Raw genomic sequence first — 24,366 nt, forward strand, 5'->3', positions numbered from 1 at the left:
TGCCAAAAAACACCTAACTGCCCTGTTCGGTTTTACTTTCAATCTTTTTCTACTCTGCAAAATGTTCCCATTGGCTTGTTAGCGAGCCAACCTTTGATTGCACACCATTAGATAGAAGTATTAATTGATTAAACGTAAATAACTGTAGAATAGTTATACGGTAATCTAACGAAGTTTGCCGCGCTGTATTATGACTTTGATGAGAGAGGTATTCTGTAAACTATTTCTATAGGCCATAGCACTCGTGCCTTCAAGTCAGTATGGTTATAATGTGACAGAGTAAAGTGTTAAATTTTGACAGTGTTTGCTTGGCTATTTTCGGTATCACAAAAGTTAGGGAAATCCACATGAATGCCTGTTAAATTAAATTTCACACTGTAAATATACACATTTTTTTGCTTATGACGGCAGTAAAAAAGGGATAACCGAAAGTAATATTTTTTCAAAAAGTTAAAAGCTAAAATTTGAAACTATTAAGTGAGATTGACTAATTTTTGTTCATTTTATTGCGATTTGGAAATGACCGAATATACTTAAAGCTCATCATCTCAAAACATACAAGGAAGTATTATGGCAATCCCCCCTATCGTGCTCATGATCCATGGGATGGGCACCCATCATCAACTCGATGAAGAAAACGCAGAAGTTCAGGTAGCTCAAGCTGAACAAGATTCTGACAATGGACTTACCTCAACCCAACGAGAAGTTGTCACAGGTATTAATGAAACTGCAAAACTCTTTGGGATTGAAGGTTACAAATTCGAAGAAAAAGTAGAACTAAGAGAATTTAATTACTCTAAATATCTCCACGATGTTCTAATGAAAGACAAACAAAAAGCTGAAGCATTAAAGGATAATATTGCGTCACTTACCGGTTTCGGTATGGGAGCTGATTTAGCTAATGAGCTAATCAGTCAACTTGCTGGGATCAGTAATGACAAGTTTTTCTATACGCATTGGATGGATATTATCTATTACGGCCTCACTAGCCACGGTGAAATTATTCGAAATAATCTAGCAAGAGACTTGAATAAAATTATTAGCGAGGCTCAACCTGGTCAGGATATTCATATTATTGCTCACAGTCTGGGAACCGCTGTCCTTTATGACACAATAACCAAGTGGTTAAAAAAGGATGCCAACTATAGTGCTGAAAATCCCGAGCTTGATGTCGACAATTTCAAGTTCAAATCAATTTATATGTTTGCGAACGTCAGTCGGCTAGTCAACTTGCTGAATGATATTGGTGACCCAGAACGTTCAGTACTCAATTCAGGACCTGGTGGCTGCTCAGAACTATTCTACAACATCTTCAATGAGTTTGACCCTTTTACGTGGATCAAGCGTTGGGACGGTGAAATCCTCGGTAACGGTTATAACAAGCGTGTAACGACAGTGAGAAAGCTGAACACGCATGACTTACAAGAATATGTGTCTACGCCTGCGGCTTGCCGATGGATGATGACCAATATCACGGGAGATTACATAGATTTAGAAACACTCGTCAAAGCTAAGAAACAATTTGAAGCACATCCAGATAATCTACCCCAGGATTTGGAAAATGTTGAATATGAGTTTAGTAAGGTGAGATCACCGTCGGTAGGAATTGGTAAGATTCAAGCAATTATTAAATTGTTTAAATCTGTTCACAATGCATATGACACTGCGGAACGATTAAAAGAAGGATTTTGACATGAGACATTGGATACAGGTTTTACTTTTCACGTTAGGGTTTATATCACCTAGTGCATACGCAGATAATCAAGACAACAGCATATCCTGCGAATACGATATTATCTCTGCTCCCTTAAACGAAACACATTTAAAAGATCTACAAAAACAAGCTGTGATGACGTCAAAATCACTCTGCTTGGGGTCTTTAAGGATTACAGAAGACGAGGTTGGGGAGTTAAAATTAGTGATATCGACATTCGCTAGTTTAGCTAAAGAGGGGGTTCTGGAAACATTTCCAGATAACAAATTTAATGGCGTTGAAGCTATCACTGAACAGTGGTCCAAACAGCTTTTAAATGTTGGTGAAGATACCGATTATGTGAGTAAGTTAGCAGTCAATTTTAATGCAGGCTATGTCAAAAGCAATGGCGATATCATTAAAGACCAAATCCGATTTGAGTTACCTCCTAACCATCAAAACGATTTTGCTTTAGAGGTCACAAGTGCTATCCACAATGAATGTAAAAAAGTCGATATGGCTGATAACTGCCTTGACGCTACCAAACAATTAAACGCGGCTATTGAACCCGCTTTTTTCTCATTCAAAAAAGCACTAACAGGCCAAAACCTAGCTAAACACAATAGACTGGTCAGTGCATGGCAAACGTATATTGATGAAAGTCGCTATCAGTTCCCATGGGAGGCGATTGCTACCGCTAGGTGGCACCATGAACACTTCTCAGGCGAAAAGTTAGTGGGTCCACCTCCGACACAAGTGATTTTGCTTCACCCTACTCTCGTAATCGAACATGTGCACAACCTTGAAAAAGGTAATCGAGATGATGTTAGCGTCGCGATTGAATGGGTGGGAATGAATTGGTGGAAAAAAGGCTTAGGTTTTTCCATAACAAGTATTTATAACGACAGAGCTGATGCAAAGTCAGTAGGTACTGGTATTACGCTTCATTTTGACAGTACCTATTCAATTGGAATGGTGCATCGCTCACATGGTGCAAACAGTATTTTTGTAAATGTAGACCTTTTAGACCTCTTTGGTGATAAGAAAGAGAAGTACAAAAAGTACAAAAAATACTTTTAATATCATAGCAAAATAACATTTATTCGTATTTCGCATGATATCGGCGGATGTGGTATCCCAATAATGTTGCAAAGCCTAGTAAGGACATTTATGGAATTCAGAATATTAATATGAATTAGTCTCGACTTAATCTGACATTTCTTCTTGAAAAAGAGAGAGTTACCCGTTTTGATAAAGGTGTCGAACCTTTTAATCAAAACAACAAGGTAACTCTCATGTTGCATACTAACAATCCAATCATTAAACACAAAGCGGGTTTACTTAATTTAGCTGAGGAACTCGGAAACGTATCAAAAGCGTGTAAAGTAATGGGCGTTTCACGCGATACTTTTTATCGATATCAAGAGCTGGTTGAGGATGGTGGTATTGAATCACTCATCAATCGTAGCCGAAGAACTCCAAATCTAAAGAACCGAGTCGACGAACAAACTGAGAAAACGGTTTTGGAGTCTGCTATTGAATTCCCAGCTTACGGCCAGCATCGAACCAGCAATGAATTACGTAAAGTCGGTGTGTTTGTTTCAGGCAGTGGTGTTCGTTCAATCTGGTTAAGACATAACCTCGAAAGCTTCAAAAAGCGCCTAAAGGCACTGGAAGAAAAAGTCGCCAATGATGGGATCATTCTGACTGATGCTCAGGTCGCTGCACTTGAAAAGAAAAAGCAAGATGACGAGGCTTGTGGAGAGATTGAAACTGAGCATCCTGGCTACCTTGGTTCTCAAGACACTTTCTACGTTGGCAACCTTAAAGGCGTAGGCAGGATCTACCAGCAGACATTCGTGGATACCTACAGCAAAGTCGCGTTTGCTAAGCTCTACACCACCAAAACACCAATTACCGCTGCTAATATCCTCAACGATAAAGTCTTGCCGTTCTTCGAACGCCAAGAGCTTCCAATGCTGCGAATATTGACCATACCAAGACGAAGGCAATGTCACCCCAAACCAATGGGTACTGTGAGCGCTTTCACAAGACCATTCTAAACGAATTCTATCAGGTCACATTCCGTAAAAAACTGTACTCGACGATGGAGGAACTTCAAAAAGATCTAGACGAGTGGATCGAAACCTATAACTAACGAACTCATATGGGTAAAATGTGTTGTGGCAGAACGCCAATGGAAACATTACTCGATGGGAAATCGGTTTGGGCGGATAAAAATTTAGCTCAAATCTAAACTGACAGCACCATTTGAAAAGCGGGTAACTGTCAGATTAAGTCTGAGCTACTAAACCTCAAGAGTAATTTGTGACTTCTTAAAATAGGATAATTCCTCGATTTCAAATACCCAATCAGGTACTTCATCGTTGGGTTTTAGTATACAATCTGTCAGCAACCAATTGTAATAACTGATAATTGCACTTTCTGGATCATTCTTTAAATCATCCGAGCATCTCTCATACGAATTGCTCTCAATTTCAATATTGAGATGACGCACTATATCGCTTAAACAAGTTGCGTTGTATTTCTTACCGAACGGGTCAGACTCAAGAAAACTATCAAAATCTTCATGAATTAAGAAATCTTCTGATGGCTCGACATTAATCAGCGACTCTCGTAAAGATTCAACCCAAGACTCAGCCTCAGAGCTATAACGTCCGACAAACTCACTACCATTATATTCAACAGACGATCCATTCAAGATCTTTTGGAATTTATCTAAGTTTCGATCTATCAAAAGTGATATGTCCTCTGGCGAAAGCTCCTTAGATAAACGGAAGCAAAACTTTGTACGAAAGAATACCCCCGGGCAGCCATAGACATATTCAACATAAACCTCACCGGTTCTAATATCGAAAACTAGACTTGGCTTAGATTGATCAGGAGCATTATCGTCGTAATAAAGCGGAAACTCTTTATCACTATAAAAAGCATTATTCGCCAGTACGTATTGGGGGGTATCTTGTTCTGACGAAAATATCTTAAAGTCTTCTACATACCACCCCTCATTGCTCCAGCGCACAACGTCTGAAACAGGCACTTCCAAAAAATCAGCTAGAGCTGACTTATCACCGCGAAAATTTAACTGACTAAAATTATTTACAGTTTGCATAACTACCTCACAAAAAATGATTGTTATCGACCAGCTATCAAATGATAACTAACCGGCTATTAGTTCTTGTGTGTGTTAGGTAATCATAACTCCGACAACGCAGATTGCAACCCTTAAAATACGAGCTAAGTCATTGTAAAATAAATGATTAACTATTTTTTTTCACTATGATAATTTGTCAATCATTCATTTTACTTCTCAAAATAAAATATCATTTAAAAACATATAGTTAGACTAATATCAGTGATAATTTAACAAAAACCGACTAAGTGACAACAGAATTTAAATTATTTATATGTTTATCAAAACAACCGTGATGTTTGATTAAAAATTAGACGACACTCAGTCGTAACATAAAGGTAGTGTTGCGCCATCAACAACCGCATCAAAAAAATTAAAATACTGACTTAGTCACCAAATGCCTCTCGTTTTTTGCTTCGCCTGCAAGCAATGGTGTACCTGTAAATGCCATGAAAGCAGTATTATGCAGATTCATGACTAGAGAGTCATATTAATTTCTAGGGGCTTCGTCAGAGATAACAATAATATCGTGGGGTTCCAATAAAATCAGATAGTTGCCTTTTTCATCACCTTTAAACTTTTGAGTAAAAGTGAATACAAAGCAGTGTGCTTCTCCAAGTAACGCTTTTAATCGAACGCCTGAGTCTATATGGCAGTTTTCAAAGAATTCCTGCCGCATTGATGGTTTTATAATACGACAAGACTACATAGCCATATTAATCATGTGCCCCTGACGAATATGAAAATACATATTCAGAGGCTACCTGAGTGTCTACGATATCGGGGAAAATCAAACCTCAAGAGTGTGAATAATTTCCTGTCAGAATATTGCAGGCTAAATTTGATGGTTAATCGAGGCGGTGGTGTTTTTGTCCTGAATCCCAGTTTAACAAATCCTGGGCGATTTGAGAGTTTGCCAAGCATGTTGATGACGTATACAAATGCTCGCGCTAAAGCGCGTGAAAAGAAAATATTATAGCGTGGACGGCAACTTCGTTGCCGGGTCTTGACACTCTTACTACACAGTGAAAATAGCTCAAGCCCCATAACAGCTTGAGCTGTACGGAAGATAGGATAATTGAACCAATGATAGTTCGATATTGATTGAAGTTTAAGTTATCGTGCTACTGATGACATAAGAACTCACTTTTTGCGTAAACTACAACAATAAAGACTATCCTTTAGATATTTAATCGAAAGAGCCCCAAATTTTAACAATTATTTCAGGCCTCAGAGACAAGACATGAAGTAATGCCAAAATCCACCTTAGTAGAAGTTTTGATAACCATGATTTTCATAGCAGAAAATGCAATTGCTATTGCGATTAGTGGCAGTTGCCATGCATGCAAACGAACTGATAACTGAGTGTCTACGATATCAGGGGGAAGCTCATAGCTACGCGTATTGTTCAATGAACTTTCACAAAGCGACGCACAACTGTCAACAAACAATCACAAGAGCGATAGAATGTTCTAGCAACAATAGTGGCTGTTAGAAATAAGTTGTCATTCAGGTTATAATGCGGAAAATCACATTGTTAATCATAGATATTTGTATCTTGATATTGACTTAACGGATTAATCAAACATAATGATGTTAGCTTTCTTCTTTCTATATTTGCTGTTGATACTGCGGCAGAAAAATAAAACGTTCCTTATTACGCCCTCTGAGTATTACGTGTCGTATCCTGATATGACCCCTAAGCTGATCGGCGTATCGCATAATGTACGATAGAAGAAAGCAATTTTAATGTCTCTTAAACCAGAATTATCTAAAAGTTTAGATGAATGTATCGAACAAGTGCAAGCACTTAAGTCACCGCAGGACGTGGCTGACTTATTAGAAGTTCCAATAGGACAACTTCTTTACATCCTCTATAAAGAAAATCCGGACAAGCATGTTAAAACGTTCTTAATACCAAAGAAAACATCTGGACAACGAGCTATTAAAGCTCCTTTAGGCAGCAAAAGAATACTGCTTAATAAACTTAAACCTATTCTATGCAGTCTATATCGGACAAAGGCGTGCGTTCACGGATTTGTTCCTCATAAATCCATAGTGTCGAATGCCCATGCTCACCGAAAAAAGCGATACGTTTTAAATATAGATCTAACTGATTTTTTCACAACAATTCATTTTGGTAGAGTACGTGGTCTTTTCATGGGCTACCCTTTTAGCATGAGTGAAAATGCGGCCTCTGTCGTTGCTCAAATCTGTACGCATGATGGTTTGCTGTTTCAAGGCTCCCCAGTCTCACCCGTATTATCAAACTTCATTGCAGCAGATTTAGATAAAAAACTAACTGCTTTAGCAAAGCGCTATAAAGCAACTTATACGCGCTATGCTGATGATATTACATTCTCTACAAGCCAAAAAAGTTTTCCTAGGTCTTTGGCAACTTGGGATGGAGACAACCCAATTACCAATAAAGTATCACTGGGCAACCTATTAGTTGAAACCATTCAATCAGCAGGTTTTGAAATTAACTATGATAAGGTTAGGCTTCAAATTAGATCAGTGAGACAGGATGTTACTGGTTTAACCGTAAATGAATTCCCTAATGTGAAACGATCTTACATACGCAATATTCGCGCTATGCTCCATTCTTGGTCTAAACACGGTCTTAAAAATGCTGAACAAGAGTTAATCTTGAAATATGCATCGAATCCGCCGGATATAGATCCCAAAGATATGGATGGCACTTATTTCAAAAACGTTGTTTACGGAAAAATTGCGTTTGTTAAAATGGTCCGTGGTGGTGAGGATGATCTGTATATGAATCTCTGTTTACAAGCGGCAAAGCTTGATACCGATCCACCTAAATTTATACAAAGGACAAAATTGATGCATGAAAAGTTTGATGTTTTTATCTCCCATGCAAGTGAAGATAAAGAAGATGTTGTTCGTCCTATCTACGAAGCCTTAACTAAAGCAGGAGTAGTAGCTTTTCTAGACGAGGTTAATATGGGCTGGGGTGATTCACTCACTGAGAAAATCAATCATGCATTAGGACAATCAAAATTTGTGCTCGCAGTTTTATCTGAAGACTCAGTTGGTAAAAAATGGCCAATGAAAGAGCTGAATGCTGCACTCGCAAGAGAACTAGCAGAAAAACAAAAAATCTTGCCACTTATTGTAGGAAAACCAGATCTATCTCCTTTAAGTCTTCTTGAAGATAAGATTTATTTACAGTGGGAAAATAATGCAGATGACGTGACTACAAAGATTAAAGAAATGCTGTCTTGAGCGGGATAAACCTGCACTAGTCCCGACATAGACACTAACTTGGCAAAATTTCATCCTTAACACACTAATAAAATTAATGCTTGTTTGGAAATTTTATAACCGTTAAAAAATCAACTCTGAAATAACCATTTAAAGATAAAAATGGATTAACCTCCTGATACATTCATTCTTACCTCTAACTGCTGTAACAAACTCTCACCTCGCTGCATCATTTCATCCAATATCAAATTATTTATTTTAACTGAATGTGAATTTGGAACATTGGATATAAATTGTGAGTACTTAGCTAGAATTAGTTCAGCAACACTTTTAGAAAATCCAATTTTTATAAGTTTAATTATTTGCTCATTCGTTGATCCGTACTTAACCATTTTATAAAATTCCACATCTAGCTTATTAAGATCGTTTAGGATTTCAATAAACCTAAGCAGCTCATGCTCTAAAAAGTCTTCTTCTTCCTTAATTCTAACTATTGCCAAATTTACTTTTTCCGCTCTAGTTTTATTTCCAACTCTCGTATAGTGAGCTCTATGCCCTCCTGAGTGTTTAGTCTCATCTCCCCACTTGCCAACATATATTTGAAAATCAGGCATCCTTTTAAACAAGTCGTCCCAATAATTAATGAACAGTCTAATCATCAACTTAAATGGTTTATTTTCAATCTTCCAATCTAACAACATAGAATAAAACATTTGCGCTTCTTTATTTCTAAGTCTGATCAATGGGGACTCAACTAAAGAATCATCTATATATGAGATAAACGCATCGTATATAATACCTATCAATTGATTTGAACTAGAAATTGAGTTTTCTGCAATATTGTCAATAAATTCTGATATTTCGCCTTCGTTATCAAAGATATTTATTTCCGTTACACTGTTAGCAATTAGCAATTTTCCTATCAATGTTGATACATAACGGCTCTTGTAATCATCTACAATACCATTTTCTAAATTCTCTAATCTCGTTACTGCATCGGTATACTCTTCCTGATTACCTTCATCAATTTCGACAACATCAAGCAAAACATTTTTCGGATCATCTTTTGACTCTTTACTAACATTAACTCTGTTTTCTAAGAACGCTTGATAGTTTGCGTTACTTGGAGAATACTTATCTGTGCCGACAATATGAACTTCTGGCTTCAGCTTTGTCACACTTTTTGAGTTTGGTTCATTAAATATCTCTGAAAACCTATTAACTCTACCGACTAAATTTTTGAAATGGGAGGCGCTTAAGTTACCTATGCCTTTCTTGGTACAGAGCAAGAACAAACGCTCGATAGGCATATTTATTCCTTCTAGAAGAGTTGAACTTGAAACTAGAAATTTTAAATCAGTACATTCCCTAAATAAGTACTCAACATAATTTCTAACTGATTCTGTCATCGAACCGTGGTGGTAAGCTAAACCTCGTTTTAAACTATTAATCAATAGGTAGTCAGGATCGAATAATTCGGATAATTCATCAACTGCCAATTTAAGTTCATCACTTTGAATCTCAGGTAAGCTGGGAATAATTTCTTTTATAAATAATTCAATATCTGTTGGTTTATTAAAATAAATAATGTTCTTACTTACGGAATTTTCAAAAACATAGTCTAAATGATTATTAGCGCTGGCCTTTCTTTCAATAAAACAGTTTGTAAATTGGTCATATAAATATGACTCCACATTTCCGCTTCTAAAGTCAGCCAAATAAAAGAACTCTGTCTTTACATATTCGTCAATAAAAAAGCTCAAGTCAGGCGATGGATTAAACTTAAGCCCAATATTTTTTATATCGTTTATAAAAGGTGTTAAGTATTTTACGGCTAGACTTGAATTTCTATGATTTAAAATAGTAATAACTGAAGCCAACAAGTGGTTTCGTCGGTCTTTGGATAGAAGGTTATGAGCTTCATCCACAAATACGACATCGAAACTCAAGTCCTGATGAGCAGTTAGAAGCCTTGACAGCCTTTATTGTGTTAGTAAAAACACTCGGGAATTTGGATTTTCATCATACATTTCAGGGTGTGTAACAATGACATCAAGCCCCTTCATATTTGAATCAAGAATGCGTTTCTTAGTTTGAGAAAGTAAAGATTTTGAGGGCACTAATATACAGACTTTCCTCTCACTTTCTCCTAAACTGCTAATAATCAGGTCTGACTTTCCATAGGAAGTAGGCGCTACTATATAAATCGAACTATCTTTGTTGCTTTCAACAAAATCGTTCAACACTAGCTGCTGCTCAGTCCTGTAAATTTCATTATCTTTAAAAGAATCAACATAACTTGAACTAAACTCGGTTATAAAAGTCGATTTCGTTCGCCTTATTGGGCTATCTTCAACCTGTTCCAATAATTTTGCTAAAGGTATTAACCCATGATTTAATGCAAAATCATATAAGGGGGCATAATCCATTGAATTTATACTATATTTTAAAATTATCCTGTATGCCAACTGCTTTAGTAAAAGCTCATCTTGGTTTGCAAGCACTATAGATATTGATAGTAGCTTTAAATATTCATTCTTTTCTAAGCGGTCTTCAAGTAAAAGTTTTTGATATAAGGTGCTAAAATCTGTATTTAGTAGCCTTCTTAGCGTTAATTGTTTAGGAGCGGAAGGTTTAGCCATTAAATTCCTCCTCAAACAAAAATTCCGCTACTTTTTCGAAAGTGCTTTTTTGTATAGAAAGGCTAATAACCCGCTTAAATATCCCTTCTTTTTCAATATCAATACTCGTTCTATTCGTTGTATTTGAATCAAATGAATTAGCCGTATCAGAATACAGAACTGATACCAAGATTACATTATTGTCCTTAGATTGCGCTTGTCCTTCGGCGGCGGCCACTAACTCATCATCTAAAATACCAATTATTACATCCTTGTAGTCTTTACAGTCTAGAATCGAATTATTTGTAGAGTATATGGCGTTTTGCCAGAACGTCATTTCACTTTCATTTAATCTTCGGTTTAAATCGCTTTTAGCAGTTTTTAAAAATGCGGCTGTTGATTTATTTGGACAACCAGCTTGATTCAAAGCGCCTGACTTAACTTCAGTAATCCAGACTTCTTCGCCGTTTGTTTCAGCAAGTATTAAATCAAACCCCTTTCTTTGACTTTTTTCTTCCATATTAAAGTATGGTGATACAACATAAAAATCGTCAAACAATTCAAAAATGATTACGTGCGTTAAAAGCTCACCAATCATTCCTTTCTTAATATTTTCGGTTTTAGGACCATATCTATCTTGAAACGCCTTTAGAGTTCTTGAGTATGTTTGTCCGTTCAATCCTCTTGATGCTAAAGCGTTTCCATGACATATGTTTTGCAGATGCTGACGAATACATTCCTTAAACTCGTCAGTTAACCCCATAATATGACATGTGAAATACCCATCGCCATTGCTAATTTTTAATCCATTAATTTGTTTCAACAGACAAACTCCATTATCTATGCAGCGTAACGCTTAAAATTCTCGGCCTGCTCAAAAATTTCTTTATACACTTCATCGCGATCTATCGGTGGGTATCCCCACTCATCAAGCAAAATAATCAGGTCAAAGTGCAACTCAGCTTTAATATCATCTCGCTTATTCCAGTCAGTGTATTTAGCTTTATCATCAATGACTTTTTTCACTTCCTTAGACAAATCCGTTAATTTCTCTTCTGGGTAAGTAAAGTCATACTTTTGAGCTAATGAGATCAGAATGTCGTAAAACGCTTTTTCTTCAAAATCTATTCCCATTTCTCCAAACGAAGCCATTTCTTCACGAAGTTCGTTATAGAGATTAATAATTTCATCGGAAAAATCAGTGATGACCTCAGAGCGAAGTACATCTTTTTCTTCACGTTCGTTGTATTTCTCAACCAACATATTCATCTTTTTAGAAAAATCGACACCTTTCACTTTATTGGTCTTTTTAAACTCGCCAATCGCCTTGGCGAGCATTTGCTGAAGCAATTGAAGCTTGGTATTGGGTTGTTTCACCATCTCTAACTTAGCAAGATAATCTTCATCAAAAATATCAATTTCACAGTCGGTGTTGTCGCCAAGTTTGAAGATTTCTTCAACGCCATCACTGATCAGCGCATCCTTAACCAAGTCACGGACTTTTCTATTCATTTGCTCTACGTCTGGGGCACCGCCAGTGGTAATCTTGAACACAATGGTTCGCACTGCTAAGTAGTAGTGAATTTTGTCTTTGTGAGCTTGGGTAAGCTCACTACTCCCAACACAAATGTCATAAGCAGATTTCAAGCGCTTTGCTAAATCCATAAAGGTTTTCTCAAACTTTGTAGTTCGAAGTGCAAAATCCGCAGAAGCGTTTAAGCAATGTAATTGCTCAAGGGGTTTTCCAGTGAAGTAAGGTTTTGCATCAAATTTATGGAACAAGCCGTCCAGTAAACTAAGGTGATCTTTCACCACAATCACAGACTGTTTAATATCTTCCATGTCTTGTTTTTGCCCACCCGTATATTGAGACAGCGCAAGGTTCATTTGTTTTTTAATGCCAATGTAATCGACCACTAAACCGTTTTCTTTGCCCTCAAACTTGCGGTTTACTCTCGAAATGGTTTGAATCAGATTGTGCTTTTGCAATGGCTTATCAATGTAGATGGTATCGAGGAACGGCACATCGAAGCCCGTTAACCACATATCTACAACAATAGCGATTTTGAAGTTCGATTTACCATTTTTAAACTGACGATCCAGCTCTTTACGGTACTCTTTGTTACCGAGTTTGTTCCATAGCGCCTTATCATCGTCTTTGTTACGAGTCATGATCATCTTGACTCGTTCCATCGGCTTTACTTTCTTCTTATCACTTTCTGATAGGGTTGCACCGTCTTCACAAACTTTTACTTCATCCCACTCAGGACGAAGCTTAAGCAGTTTGTTATAGAACTGATAAGCGATTTCACGACTGCTACAAACGAACATTGCTTTGCCTTTTTGAGTCGTGCCCTCCTCAACACGGTTCTCATAATGCTCAACAAAGTCTCTCGCTATGGCTTTGATACGATCAGGGTCGCCTAGTATGGTAGACATACTCGCCATAGCCGTTTTGCTTTTATCTATTTGATATTCGTTTGTTCCTGCTTCTTCACACTCTTTATAGTATTTTTCGACTTCGTCAAGCTGGCGACCATCAAGTAGCACTTTTGCTGCTCGGCCTTCATACACAATACGAACAGTAATTTCATCGTAAACCGATTCTGTCATTGTGTAGCTATCTACAACAGCACCAAATACATCCAGCGTTGCATCAATTGGTGTGCCAGTAAAGCCGACATAAGTAGCGTTTGGTAAAGAATCGTGAAGATACTTAGCAAAGCCGTAAGTCTTTTTCACTCCGTCTTCAGTAACGGTAATTTTTTGTTCTAAATTGGTTTGGCTACGGTGCGCTTCATCCGAGATACAAATGACGTTGGTTCGCTCCGTCAGCAACTCCAAAGCTTCAGTAAATTTATGGATGGTAGTCAGGAATACACCACCACTTTTACGCCCCTTCAGGTGTTCACGAAGTTCAGCACGGCTCTCTACACTAATGATGTTTTGATCACCCACGTAACCTTTTGCATTGGTGAATTGACCTGAAAGCTGATCATCCAGATCGGTACGGTCAGTGATGAGAATTATGGTTGGGCTACCCAATTCGACATCTTTCATCAGTAGACGAGATAAGAACAACATTGTGTAACTCTTACCACAACCAGTCGCACCGAAATACGTACCACCCTTGCCGTCACGAAGAGGATCACCACTCACCAACTTACCGTGCTCATCAAAGCACTTCATATGTTGCTTGATATTGGCAAAAAGCTTTGTTGCTGCATAATACTGAGGATAACGACAAACGATCTTTTCTTGTTTACTTGAGGTATCAGGTAAGTAGATAAAGTGACGTATCACATCAGTGAGTCGTTTCTTGTTAAACAAGCCGCTAATCATCGTAAACAGTGAATCAATGCCGTCTTTATCCAGCTTCTCTTCACCCGTAATTTTACGCCAAGAATAATAGAACTCATAGGGCGCAAAATACGACCCCATCTTAGTGTTCACGCCATCACTAATTACACACAGCACGTTGTATTTGAATAGCTCTGGAATATCACGGTCATACCGAGTAGTTAACTGCTTATAAGCATCAAAGATGGTCGCTTCTTCTCTAATGGCACTCTTAAATTCAAACACTACAAGCGGTAAACCATTGATGTATAATATGCCATCAGGAATACGTAGCTCATAGCCTTGTATTTCCATTTGGTTGACGATGCGATATATATTGCTATCTTGCTTAGGTGAGTAACCCAAACTTGGTTCAGCGACCTTTAGCTGTTCTTGTGTCTCAATGAGAAGAGTTGATGTAACACTGTCAAAGTCGATAAGCTGAATGTACATATCTTTTTGGCTGACATCTTCACGCTTAAGCAAAAAGCCATCAGAGACAAACTTCATAATCGCTTTGTTGGTCTCGTAGAGATCCGAGGCTGGAAGATACTCAAGCTTATGAATGATCTGATCTATCTCATAGGCTGTAATGCCTTCATCTTGGTAACGTTTGGCTAGAAATTCACGAAGATCGGACTTAATCAGCACACCTTCAGGTGCTCTCTCAATTGCCTCACTACAAGTATGTGGGTAGCCTTCCTTCCCTAGCAGTTCAATGATGGCTTGTTCTAGCCTTTCTTCTGTGAATTTCATAGTCATTTTAAAGCCAACGATTTTTGATATATTCTAAATTTCCACGCTTGGGTAAGTAATTGTTGTAGTAGAGTGATTTAAACTCTGTTACCGCATTTTCAGGAGCAAGTAAGCCATTTTCTAGTAAGTACATCAGTGCGATAGAGGGGCTTCTAGATTCCCCTAAACTACAATAGATAAACACCTTCTCTTGGTTCTTCAATGCAGACTTAATAAACTCAAGAGCAGGGTTAATCATATCGTCACTGACATATGCTGGGTTATCACCATCTATCATATTGAGATAAATGGCATCATCTGTCTGCTTAAACAGGTAACAAGGATTGTCTTTATTGCAACCTCTTCCTGACCAACCAACAACGGATTGATGAGTAACATATCCATTAGTTCTATTCAGAGCACAGACAATTTTCATCCCTTCGCTGACTGCTAATTGATACTCTTCTTTAGTTCCTACAAATATGTTCCAGTCGCCAATCTTATGCATTTACCTACTCTCCTTTATTTGTGAGCTGACTCAATCCATCGACAAATTCAGACTACAAATCAGTCATATCTTTGACATCTTTTGCAAAATAACAGATCGAAGTTGTTTCAAAGTCCTATTCTCTTTCACGTAATTTTCGCTAAAGTTGATGAACTGGACAAAAGGTAAGCTATTAATAATATCCTTTTCCACCTTGAGGATATTGATTTTTTCAATCAAGCCCTTACTTAGGTTTTCTTGCGCTCCGCCAATAGCACTACGGACTATTTCTTGGTAGTTAAATCGCAAATAATAGTAGAGGAAGCTAGCATCTTTAATATCTTTACACTGCATAGAACAACAGGCCTGATTTGTTGCAGCTTCTACTCTTAAAAAGCCAACTTGACCTTTAGTCTTCCCGTCACCGTACATCGCCATTAAAACTGTATTTTGGGGGTAAACTTTAGCCGAACTTTCCTTCAGCCCTAACTCTGAAATATATTCCTCAGCATCGGTAATGACACAGTTCGCCACCTCTCCCGTTTTAAGCCAGGGGATATCTTTTGAATTCCAATAATCTTCAACATTTCTTTTAGGCGTACCACCACTTTTCATTTCTTTGGTAAAACTTTTTATCGGTACTGCCCCCCATGCTTTCGGAGTACCACGCTCTAAAGATTCATTGTATTCTATCTCCCCACCTGAAGACTTGTAAGGCTTTCCTTCTAGTTCAGGCTTACCAATTGATTCTGCATATTCTTTAGAGATCGGAAACTCAAAATCAACAAACCACTGTTTGTAAATGGTTTGAGCGGTATCTTCTAGCTTTTTAGTTAGCTGTTCGTTTAGTGAAATACGGTCATTCACTACATTGTATTCACGCACAATTTCACGCTGTTTTTCGATAGATGGGACTGGTAGTTCAACATCACACATTTCTTGCCAGCCAAATAATTCTCGCACTGTCCCATGTGACATATATCGGGCATATCGGTCAAACTCAGAACGTCTGAACCACATCATCAAGTATTCTGGATCAAGCTGCTCAGTATCGACAATATCAAACACAGTGTACGAAGTTGAAACAATACATTGTTTTTCTTCAAGAAGAGCTACAGAGATTTTTTCGCCATTTCTAGAAGTAACAGGCCCATAAGCAAACTGATGGCGTTTTACAATTTTATACTTCGACATATCTGTGCCAACAGTGTTGGCGATCGAGGCGATAAAACGCTTAGTAATACTAACACCAAGTAACAATTCGACTTCTAGAGCTTTGTTTTTGACAGAAACATCTTCGATAAACTGGCCTAACTTTTTATAATTTGATCTCATAGCCCAGCTCTTTAAATACATTTAACAAGTCATTTTTTGACTGCTCTTCTTGAACTAAAAGTTCGCTAAAATCATTTTTTAGTCTGTGCATTTTAGCTTCAAAATCGATATTTTCATCTCTGTTCGTAAACTCGATATATTTACTTGGAACGAGTGAAAAATCTTTAGCGGCTATTTCTTCTTTTGTTGCTGAGTAGCAGTATTCAGCTATATCTTGGTAATGCTCATCAGCACCAACTTGTTGCCAAGTATGAAGTGTATCTGCAAAGTCCTTAATATCTTGCTCAGAGAATTGTAGATACTTCTTCTCGAACGGTTCACCCCGCTGACGCAAATCCATAAATAAGACTTCTTCTTCACGATCACGATAGTGACGAGTGGTATCTTCGTGAGGAACGGTATGTGCTTTTTTATTTTTGTTTAAAATCCACAAGGTAACGCTGATATCTGTGGTATAGAACATATTTCGAGGCAAGATGATAATCGCTTCAACAAGGTTGTTTTCGACAAGCTTTTTACGAATTGCTTTTTCTGTTCCATCCCCTGACAACGCACCATTTGATAGAATAAAGCCAGCAACCCCATTTTGGGAAAGCTTCGAAACCATATGCAATATCCAACCATAGTTAGCATTGCCTGTTTGTGGTGTTTCGTAGCCGTCCCAACGATGATCATTTGTTAGCTCGTCAGACGCACGCCAATCTTTTTGATTGAAGGGCGGATTTGCCATTATAAAATCGGCTTTAAGTGTTTCATGCTGGTCATTAGCAAAGGTGTCTTTTGCGGCTGCACCAAGGTTGGCTGAAATGCCCCGAATGGCGAGATTCATTTTCGCCAGCTTGTATGTTGCACCAGTGTATTCTTGTCCGTAAACTGAAATGTCTTTGGTATTGCCTTTATGGTTTTCTATGAATTTCATTGATTGAACAAACATACCGCCTGATCCGCAACAAGGATCATAGATCTTACCTTTGTAAGGCTCAATTAATTCTGCAATAAGGTTAACTATGCTTTTGGGGGTGTAGAACTCGCCTTTGCCTTTACCTTCTGCAATCGCAAATTTAGCCAGAAAATATTCGTATACACGACCAACTATGTCTTGGTGTGGATTAGCCAGCGTGTCGATGTTGTTAATTACATCAAGCAAAGCAGAAAGCTTGCTTACATCTAGCCCTAAACGAGAAAAATAGTTATCTGGTAGTGCGCCTTGAAGAGCCTTGTTCGTTTTCTCGATAGTACTCAACGCCGTATCAATTTTAAGCGCCACGTCTTCTTGTTTGGCATTTTTCTGCACATAGCTCCAACGACTTTCTTCTGGTAAATAAAAGACGTTCTCTTTGGTGTATGCTTGAACCAAATCGACATATTTCTCTTGACCGTTATCGATTAGCTTTTGCTTATGCTGTTCGAACGTATCACTAACAAACTTAAGGAAAATTAGACTTAAAACGATGTGTTTGTATTCAGACGATTCAACACTACCACGCAATTTATTGGCGCTGTCCCACAATACTTCTTCGAAACTTTTTTGCTTTTTATTCGCTACTGTCTTTGTTGCCATTAGTGTCGCTTCCTAAGATTCTTACTTTCTTCAATCCAATTGAGAATATCTTCACGTTTAAACCGCCAACTACCACCCACTTTAAATCCGGGCAATTTGCCTTCAGCGGCTAGTCGATATGCGGTTTTCTCTGCTAACTTGAGATAGTCAGCCACCTCTTTCAAAGTCATAATTTCGTCGGTCATTTTTATACCCACCAAAATGCTACATGAGAGAATATGGGAAAATAGAGGAATAAACAAGAAGTGGTGGTTTGAGATATCAACGTAGCGATATCTATCTCTATATTTTGATATTTTGATATTTTGATATTTTGATATGTATAGAATTTGCTATAGCCCTTTCTTTGCAAGGATTTATCAATAGCTAATAATTATTAAAATGCTATTTCACTCACTATATAATGGTCTTGATAAACTACTTACTATTCAACTCTCACATTATTTAGCATCAGAAAAAGATCACAGACCCGTTGTGACGTTAATGATAACGGATCTGTGATGGACTGCACTTACGATGCTTCACAATTGAGCACTCAGTGAGTGCACTTAAGAGCATTTAAATAAAGCGTTCACTTGATAAACTTTTCTTTTTTTAGCCACTGCAAAGCCTCCTCGTGAGCTTTTAAATCAGGTAAAAAGCGATAGTTGATGTTGATCAAGCCTTTGACTAAGTCCTGATTATACTCGTCAAGCACCTCGCTTAGCGTTAGCAAATTTACGGTGTAACGCCTGTTGCAAGCAGATGCTAAGGCTTGCGCAAGTAGCTCTGATGAATGGCAATAGCGGTGCTCTGTAAGAACTGCTTTTATATCGTTAATTTCTTTCATTTTTCCATCCTTTGGAATTAAGATTAAGTCTTTTTTAACTAGTTGCTTCGATTAAAACGGATTGTTTTATTGAATCAACTATTAATTAACTTATCCCACCTGCAACTTTAATCAGCATGAAATAGCGATATTTGCATCGAGTAGGCAAAAAGCACTGTAAAACTACACTTTTATTTTACGGTTTGTTCGTTACAGCTGTGTAAACAAAGCTTTTACGCAGAGATACGCTGCAAGAGGGTTTTTGATTTAGTGGATTTTCTGCAAGGAGCAGTAAAGTTTATCACTTTGAATTTTACGATTATCATTTTGAAAAGGCTTAAGTTTTGCCTAAACAACCTCTTTTCAGAGGAAGGAAAGTTACTAACCAATGAGATATAGATAGCGCTATATATTTGTCTCAATTGAGCAGATGATATTTTGATATTTGTCTCAAAGTCTCTAGATGCTTGACTCTCACGATCGCAATCAATACTCAAAGTGCTGGTTACAGCTCACTGATTAGCAAGTTAAATATAGATTTCTATAGCAGCAGATATCTTCAGAACTTAAGCAATACGCTAATCTGCATAGACTGATCTATTGAGCAATTTTAAAGGAATGTGATGAATAACAAATCACCAATACTTCCTATGTCGTTTTCTTATTTTCCTAAATGGATGAATTGCTTGCACTAACAGCTTAAGTACAGACGAGCGACATCATAGAGCCCGTTTTTAAATTTAGATATGCTAATTCTTGCCTAAGGTGTGCCCCTTATTTAGTGAAACTAGTTGTCTTAACAACAAGTGGTTTAGTTAGGGGCAGCAATGTGCTGTGAGTAGCAATTTCATCAGATTTGCACTAATCACACGAATTCCTTCCAATGTCGTTAAAGCTCTAATTATGCTTTCTTACAGAAATACATTGCTACATACGGGGGCATATTGTTGTGAGGTTCGCCCTCTCCAGCACTACCTGTTGGCCATTTACCATTTTTATTCGCAGGATCATAATTCACCCGACTTGTACTTGAACCATTCGCATCTCTATAATAAAGACCTGTCATCTCATGATTGTGTTTAGGCATTTCTTTGATCGTCAATGTGTGACTAGGTTCACCACCGGTATTCCTAAAATTATACACGTCAGTACCATCGTCAACGGCAGCAACAATCATACGTCCTTTTAATGTATTCCCAATATCATCCCATCCACTCGGACAACCTTTAGAATCATCTAAAATAAGTATGGTGTTTTCTGGAAAGTAAAGATCAAGAACATCTTTTTCTGATTTTTTCTTGTAAGTAATAAACTCATGATTAGAAACACCACCGAGGGCTTTAACAAGCCCACCATTGGTAAACAAGTTCCATAAAATCGCACCTAATCCGAGTATAGCTGCGGTTATTACAGCCTTAACTATATCCTTAAGCATTGAAAAACTCCCTTTATGTGAAATATAATTGGTTCCATTAAAAGATATAACAAAACTCTAATAAAGCAAACATACTCGTAAATTGCATGATCATTAAGACTTTGTTTTACATTTATCTCGAACCGTAAGGTGCCAACTCTGGAAGAATCGTTTCAATTTTGGCCGCGGACGCATTGTCTGTATCTATAAACAATGCAATTTTTTCTTTTTCCTTCACGCGTATTCCCTGCTCTCTTATTTGTGAAATTTGTTAGGCTAGTTAGACATTGGTAAATTACAAATCAATCTTTGAGTACATCTATGGTATCGGTTGAAATACAGAAGTAAAAGTCATCAGCAAAGACTGATTAATGTTTAAAGAAATTTATCTTTGAATTCCTGCGTCTTCATATCCGCTTTTTCAACCGTTAAACTACTAAATATTATCCCAACCCAATGGCCTACGTCTAAATGTGTGTTAGCCGCAAGCCGCACAAACTTTACTGTGATTTATCACATTATCGCTATTTAACTTGTACTTTTTAATGGGCTCACTTTTGGGCTCAGAAATGGGCTCACTAGTTAGCTTTAAGGCATTCACTTTATTGTCGATCTATAAAGGTGTAATTTCAAAAGTGTATAGGCCATCTAAGCGAGGTAAATAAATTGCATCATTTATTGCAGGTTTACCAAGCACTACACGGTGCTCAACATTCAAACTAGCTACCCAGGCAGCACCGTAAGGACCTACCTTGTCGTGTAGGTCACCACTTCAAATGTCTTTGACAGTGCGCCACTCGCTTTCTGAGGTCGGCCACCTAGTATATTTGCTCATTGCATGCAGTTGCACATGAGCCTGATTTTATTTCGCTTTATGTTTGCCCGTCGTTCCCAGTATTTTCGCTGTAGCATGAGGAAAAACTTCGATACAGTCAGCTACATTGTTTAACGCTTGATAAATCGCAAATCCAGCGAACATAAATATCTAGTTTGAGTGTGGCAGGCGACTAAACCTCTGCGCCGTTTTTTAAATGTCCTTTGCCTATCGCAATAATGCCGTCAGACTCCCTTTCTAATGGTGATCCAGTTCACAGTTTGAGATAAACCTCTTAAAGTCATTTTTGTTTGTTAAAAGCAATGCATCAATTGCTATTCGAGAAGGCCTTAAATTTTGTAGTTTTTTATTGCGATCAAATAAGCTGTATTGTTTACGTTATTAAACGTCGCTGTATTATCGAAACCAAGTGGCAGTTGATACTTATTTTTTGCTAAAAGTAGCGGTATTTATCTGCAATTTTTTTCACATATTGAAACTAGGTAACGCTTCTTTTTTTGCGCAAGAAGCATCAATGCCAGTAGAAGCCATCATCAACTACTACCTCCGCGCCTCAATCCAAATTAAAGTCTAACGTAATGCTAGATAATGCGTTACCACTTAATTTTTTAGTGCGTTACCACTGAACCTTAAAAAACGTTACCACTTAAAATTTTATGCGTTACCACTTAAATTTTGAAATGCGTTACCACTTAAAAAATAATTTAAGTGGTAACGGGGGGAGGAGGATTTAAAATGCCCCTAGTAACTATTTCAGTGGTAACGCTTTTAGTGAAATGAGGAGCCATATTGCTAAAATGAACAAACAAGGCGTAAAAATAGCTATTATAAAAGTTGCATTTTTAAAGCAGTAAATTCTTTTCTTTTGAACATTATGTTTGTCAGTGCAAAGTCTATTAAAAGCCTTGCTTAACTATTGCTCTTAAATTTTACTCGTAACATACTAAATTCAATTGAATGCTCAGAGTTGTTTACACGGAGGATATTCGCTCTAGACTTAAGTATGTCAAACGCAATTAAATCCACATAAAAACTTAGTCTTTTGGTGCGAATAAAAGGCATGTAATTGTCAAGTTCACCACCCATTTTCACGACATTTTTGGGAAAGTTCTGAGCACTTTCTGGTAGATAAAAGTCATCATTTATAATGCAATATAACACTCTGTTTTGATTGCTATAACAACACATTTAATACCCTATTCTAGCGACTTATCGCTACTTAAAAATAGTAGTTACAGGTATTTAAAGCACGCAAATAAAGTTATCGTTTGGAACAAAGCGCACTCCAAACCACAGATTTCTATTTGGCGTTAATTCAGATACTTTTCGACCTCACATTCGTCACTTTTTCCCCGAGTTGCAGAATCGTATTGTTAAGTTATTATGCCGACAAAAATCAAGTATCGAAGACTCATATTTATTGCGGTCTTTGTCGTATCTATAATAGAACTCGATTATGTTGTCATTGATTAATGCACGAATATCATTCAAGCCATCATCGATGCCGAGTGTATCGGTTCCACTTAAAGTATATACATCGCTCGCTCTAAACTTTGCTTTTGCAAGTCTTGTTAGAAGGCTAAAAGGCTCGTCGTCAGTCGCGATTATTTCTATATTAAGCTTTGTCATCTAATCACCTAATCGTTTACTTTCATAAGTATAAATGAGCACTGTAAATGCCATTAATTTGCTCTATCATAGCTGATATCAAGCTAAGTTAACCACCTCAAAAACCAGTCACCAACCCACTTTTGGATTAATTTTCACCATAAAATGAATCCAAAAAACGCAATGAAATTTCAGTATAGATTAGCGATATTACATGCCTAAAACCACCTAAATTATAGTAACTGGCTTTGTTAAAAAACATCACATATCCATTCACAATCGACGAAGATTTAAAACTTAAGCAGCTTCCAAATTCCCTACAAGAGTCTTCCCAAAACACTGCACTTCCTGACATGCAACAACTTGTATAGCTTTAATATATTCAACTTCTTTCAGGTCGCCCATGACAGAAACAAGTGGATCCGTTTTGTATATGATCTCTTTGAAAATAGAACTTAAATCTGGTAGATGGCGGTCTAAAAATAACTCCACTTCTTCTCCCAATTCAAGAAATGTTAGGTCCTCCTTTACTCGCATATCGAAACGCTTCGACGGACCTACACAGTTAATAAAAAGAGAGTAAACCAAGCCAAAAACGATTGCATAATCGCGCTCTATTTGTGACCTAAAGTCAATGCAAACTATGTTTGATAGAAACCGGTTAATTGAGGATTTTAACCATGCATCGAATAAAACTCCCTGCTCTACTCTCACCAACAGACGCTTCTTCGCGACTAATATTAACTCAGTTAGTTGCTCAGAATGTACTTCATCCAATAGCTCACTGGTGTTTTGCATCCGTGCTCTAATGTATCGTTCGCTATCAAAAACAAACCCGAGTGACTTTAACGCAACTTCACTAGTTACAAGTCGGCACTCCCTTATTTTCCAATGCCCACCGGCCCCCCTCACAGCTTCGATAAAAGCAAAAGCACCAACAGAAAAATCTAATCTTTCTATGCTTTCACAAGCTGTACAAATCTTGATATTGCTTTGCCCATCAGTAAGAGTTAATTCATAAAAAAAGCCACTTAAAAGGTCAAAGTGAACTGCATCCAAAATTCGATATACGCCCTTAATACAGCTGTATTTTTGAAACATTTTTACGGGTAGTTGGTTAGAGTAATACTTCATAGATTCACCTCAATTTTATTAATGTACGTATTTGCTTGCTCACCATCTGAGCGAGTTAAATTTGGAATGTAGTTACTGTAGTAATTAAACAATATCTCACTGTTTTTATGCCCTAGTTGACGCGCAATCCATTCAGGATTTTCGCCAGATCCTAGCCAAATAGATGCTGCGGTATGACGGCTTGTATAAGGCCTGCGTCTTGGTATGTTGAGTTGCTTGAGCAATGGGTACCAAACGCATTGCGTGATGTAACTTTGTGTGAGTGGTTTACCATTTCTGCTAAATACAAATTCACTATTTTTAGCGTCTTTAAAGATACGCATTAGTGAATCATGAACTTGATCTGACATCTCGACAAATCGATCAGAATAGGTACTTTTTGTCTTCCCTAATACACCATCAACAATAGACTCATTG

17 protein-coding genes and 1 pseudogene are annotated in these 24,366 nt (G+C 37.5%); 4 read left to right on the forward strand and 14 right to left on the reverse strand.

The genetic code is table 11. The features are described 5' to 3' along the window. Positions 1 to 570 precede the first annotated feature (570 nt). The 3 genes and pseudogenes from ABJV04_RS02845 (at position 571) to ABJV04_RS02855 (ending at position 3,950) form a co-directional block, all read left to right on the forward strand. On the forward strand, positions 571 to 1,692 hold the full coding sequence (locus ABJV04_RS02845) for a hypothetical protein (RefSeq protein ID WP_348489668.1): 1,122 nt from the start codon (positions 571 to 573) through the stop codon (positions 1,690 to 1,692). Position 1,693: 1 nt separating this feature from the next. Next, complete coding sequence (locus ABJV04_RS02850; RefSeq protein WP_348489669.1) at positions 1,694 to 2,773, forward strand: hypothetical protein; 1,080 nt, start codon at positions 1,694 to 1,696, stop codon at positions 2,771 to 2,773. Between the two features lie 215 nt (positions 2,774 to 2,988). Beyond that, a pseudogene (locus ABJV04_RS02855) lies at positions 2,989 to 3,950 on the forward strand (IS481 family transposase). A gap of 51 nt (positions 3,951 to 4,001) precedes the next feature. On the opposite strand, the gene ABJV04_RS02860 reads toward ABJV04_RS02855, so the two are convergent. Beyond that, positions 4,002 to 4,826, reverse strand: coding sequence for a hypothetical protein (locus tag ABJV04_RS02860; RefSeq protein WP_348489671.1), 825 nt, complete (start codon positions 4,824 to 4,826; stop codon positions 4,002 to 4,004). Between the two features lie 511 nt (positions 4,827 to 5,337). After that, positions 5,338 to 5,526 carry a hypothetical protein gene (locus ABJV04_RS02865; RefSeq protein WP_348489672.1) on the reverse strand — a complete coding sequence of 63 codons (189 nt, stop codon included), beginning with the start codon at positions 5,524 to 5,526 and terminating at the stop codon, positions 5,338 to 5,340. A 1,070-nt stretch (positions 5,527 to 6,596) separates the two neighbouring features. On the opposite strand from ABJV04_RS02865, the gene ABJV04_RS02870 reads away from it, so the two are divergent. Next, complete coding sequence (locus ABJV04_RS02870; protein ID WP_348489673.1) at positions 6,597 to 8,093, forward strand: TIR domain-containing anti-phage reverse transcriptase; 1,497 nt, start codon at positions 6,597 to 6,599, stop codon at positions 8,091 to 8,093. A 146-nt stretch (positions 8,094 to 8,239) separates the two neighbouring features. Here the strand turns inward: ABJV04_RS02870 and ABJV04_RS02875 are convergent, their stop codons facing one another. From ABJV04_RS02875 to ABJV04_RS02930, 12 genes are all read right to left on the reverse strand, one after another. Beyond that, positions 8,240 to 10,000 carry a hypothetical protein gene (locus ABJV04_RS02875; RefSeq protein WP_348489674.1) on the reverse strand — a complete coding sequence of 587 codons (1,761 nt, stop codon included), beginning with the start codon at positions 9,998 to 10,000 and terminating at the stop codon, positions 8,240 to 8,242. Between the two features lie 54 nt (positions 10,001 to 10,054). Next, the gene (locus ABJV04_RS02880) at positions 10,055 to 10,714 is read right to left on the reverse strand and encodes a hypothetical protein (RefSeq protein ID WP_348489676.1); all 660 of its coding nucleotides are present in this window, start codon (positions 10,712 to 10,714) and stop codon (positions 10,055 to 10,057) included. Continuing rightward, complete coding sequence (locus ABJV04_RS02885; protein ID WP_348489678.1) at positions 10,707 to 11,516, reverse strand: Hachiman antiphage defense system protein HamA; 810 nt, start codon at positions 11,514 to 11,516, stop codon at positions 10,707 to 10,709. Before ABJV04_RS02885 ends, ABJV04_RS02880 begins: the two co-directional genes overlap by 8 nt. A gap of 17 nt (positions 11,517 to 11,533) precedes the next feature. Next, positions 11,534 to 14,788 (reverse strand): HsdR family type I site-specific deoxyribonuclease, encoded by a 3,255-nt coding sequence (locus ABJV04_RS02890; RefSeq protein WP_348489696.1) that lies wholly within the window; start codon positions 14,786 to 14,788, stop codon positions 11,534 to 11,536. A 7-nt stretch (positions 14,789 to 14,795) separates the two neighbouring features. Beyond that, a complete protein-coding gene (locus ABJV04_RS02895) occupies positions 14,796 to 15,275 on the reverse strand; it encodes a dual specificity protein phosphatase family protein (protein ID WP_348489679.1) in 480 nt (159 codons plus the stop codon). Between the two features lie 63 nt (positions 15,276 to 15,338). Then, positions 15,339 to 16,589: a restriction endonuclease subunit S gene (locus ABJV04_RS02900; protein ID WP_348489681.1), complete on the reverse strand. Its 1,251-nt coding sequence runs from the start codon at positions 16,587 to 16,589 to the stop codon at positions 15,339 to 15,341. Beyond that, the gene (locus ABJV04_RS02905; RefSeq protein ID WP_348489683.1) at positions 16,573 to 18,150 is read right to left on the reverse strand and encodes a class I SAM-dependent DNA methyltransferase; all 1,578 of its coding nucleotides are present in this window, start codon (positions 18,148 to 18,150) and stop codon (positions 16,573 to 16,575) included. The genes ABJV04_RS02900 and ABJV04_RS02905 overlap by 17 nt, the downstream gene beginning before the upstream one ends. Then, a complete protein-coding gene (locus tag ABJV04_RS02910; protein WP_348489684.1) occupies positions 18,150 to 18,335 on the reverse strand; it encodes a helix-turn-helix domain-containing protein in 186 nt (61 codons plus the stop codon). Before ABJV04_RS02910 ends, ABJV04_RS02905 begins: the two co-directional genes overlap by 1 nt. A gap of 386 nt (positions 18,336 to 18,721) precedes the next feature. Then, entirely contained in the window at positions 18,722 to 18,979 is a 258-nt protein-coding gene (locus ABJV04_RS02915; protein ID WP_348110131.1) for a hypothetical protein, read from the reverse strand. A gap of 880 nt (positions 18,980 to 19,859) precedes the next feature. After that, complete coding sequence (locus tag ABJV04_RS02920; protein WP_348489686.1) at positions 19,860 to 20,393, reverse strand: hypothetical protein; 534 nt, start codon at positions 20,391 to 20,393, stop codon at positions 19,860 to 19,862. Between the two features lie 2,719 nt (positions 20,394 to 23,112). Then, positions 23,113 to 23,949: a hypothetical protein gene (locus ABJV04_RS02925; protein WP_348489687.1), complete on the reverse strand. Its 837-nt coding sequence runs from the start codon at positions 23,947 to 23,949 to the stop codon at positions 23,113 to 23,115. Beyond that, the coding region (locus ABJV04_RS02930; RefSeq protein ID WP_348489689.1) for a tyrosine-type recombinase/integrase at positions 23,946 to 24,366 on the reverse strand (421 nt) is incomplete at its 5' end. The genes ABJV04_RS02930 and ABJV04_RS02925, both read right to left, overlap by 4 nt.

Source organism: Aliiglaciecola sp. (assembly GCF_039982535.1).
Classification (GTDB): domain Bacteria; phylum Pseudomonadota; class Gammaproteobacteria; order Enterobacterales; family Alteromonadaceae; genus Aliiglaciecola.

Excerpts from the sequence above, each read along its gene's own strand:
- ABJV04_RS02920 (WP_348489686.1), bottom strand. The coding sequence starts at position 20,393 with ATGCTTAAGGATATAGTTAAGGCTGTAATAACCGCAGCTATACTCGGA.
- ABJV04_RS02890 (WP_348489696.1), bottom strand. The coding sequence starts at position 14,788 with ATGAAATTCACAGAAGAAAGGCTAGAACAAGCCATCATTGAACTGCTA.
- ABJV04_RS02895 (WP_348489679.1), bottom strand. The coding sequence starts at position 15,275 with ATGCATAAGATTGGCGACTGGAACATATTTGTAGGAACTAAAGAAGAG.
- ABJV04_RS02860 (WP_348489671.1), bottom strand. The coding sequence starts at position 4,826 with ATGCAAACTGTAAATAATTTTAGTCAGTTAAATTTTCGCGGTGATAAG.
- ABJV04_RS02910 (WP_348489684.1), bottom strand. The coding sequence starts at position 18,335 with ATGACCGACGAAATTATGACTTTGAAAGAGGTGGCTGACTATCTCAAG.
- ABJV04_RS02865 (WP_348489672.1), bottom strand. The coding sequence starts at position 5,526 with ATGCGGCAGGAATTCTTTGAAAACTGCCATATAGACTCAGGCGTTCGA.
- ABJV04_RS02905 (WP_348489683.1), bottom strand. The coding sequence starts at position 18,150 with ATGGCAACAAAGACAGTAGCGAATAAAAAGCAAAAAAGTTTCGAAGAA.
- ABJV04_RS02880 (WP_348489676.1), bottom strand. The coding sequence starts at position 10,714 with ATGGCTAAACCTTCCGCTCCTAAACAATTAACGCTAAGAAGGCTACTA.
- ABJV04_RS02915 (WP_348110131.1), bottom strand. The coding sequence starts at position 18,979 with ATGAAAGAAATTAACGATATAAAAGCAGTTCTTACAGAGCACCGCTAT.
- ABJV04_RS02850 (WP_348489669.1), top strand. The coding sequence starts at position 1,694 with ATGAGACATTGGATACAGGTTTTACTTTTCACGTTAGGGTTTATATCA.
- ABJV04_RS02900 (WP_348489681.1), bottom strand. The coding sequence starts at position 16,589 with ATGAGATCAAATTATAAAAAGTTAGGCCAGTTTATCGAAGATGTTTCT.
- ABJV04_RS02870 (WP_348489673.1), top strand. The coding sequence starts at position 6,597 with ATGTCTCTTAAACCAGAATTATCTAAAAGTTTAGATGAATGTATCGAA.
- ABJV04_RS02925 (WP_348489687.1), bottom strand. The coding sequence starts at position 23,949 with ATGAAGTATTACTCTAACCAACTACCCGTAAAAATGTTTCAAAAATAC.
- ABJV04_RS02845 (WP_348489668.1), top strand. The coding sequence starts at position 571 with ATGGCAATCCCCCCTATCGTGCTCATGATCCATGGGATGGGCACCCAT.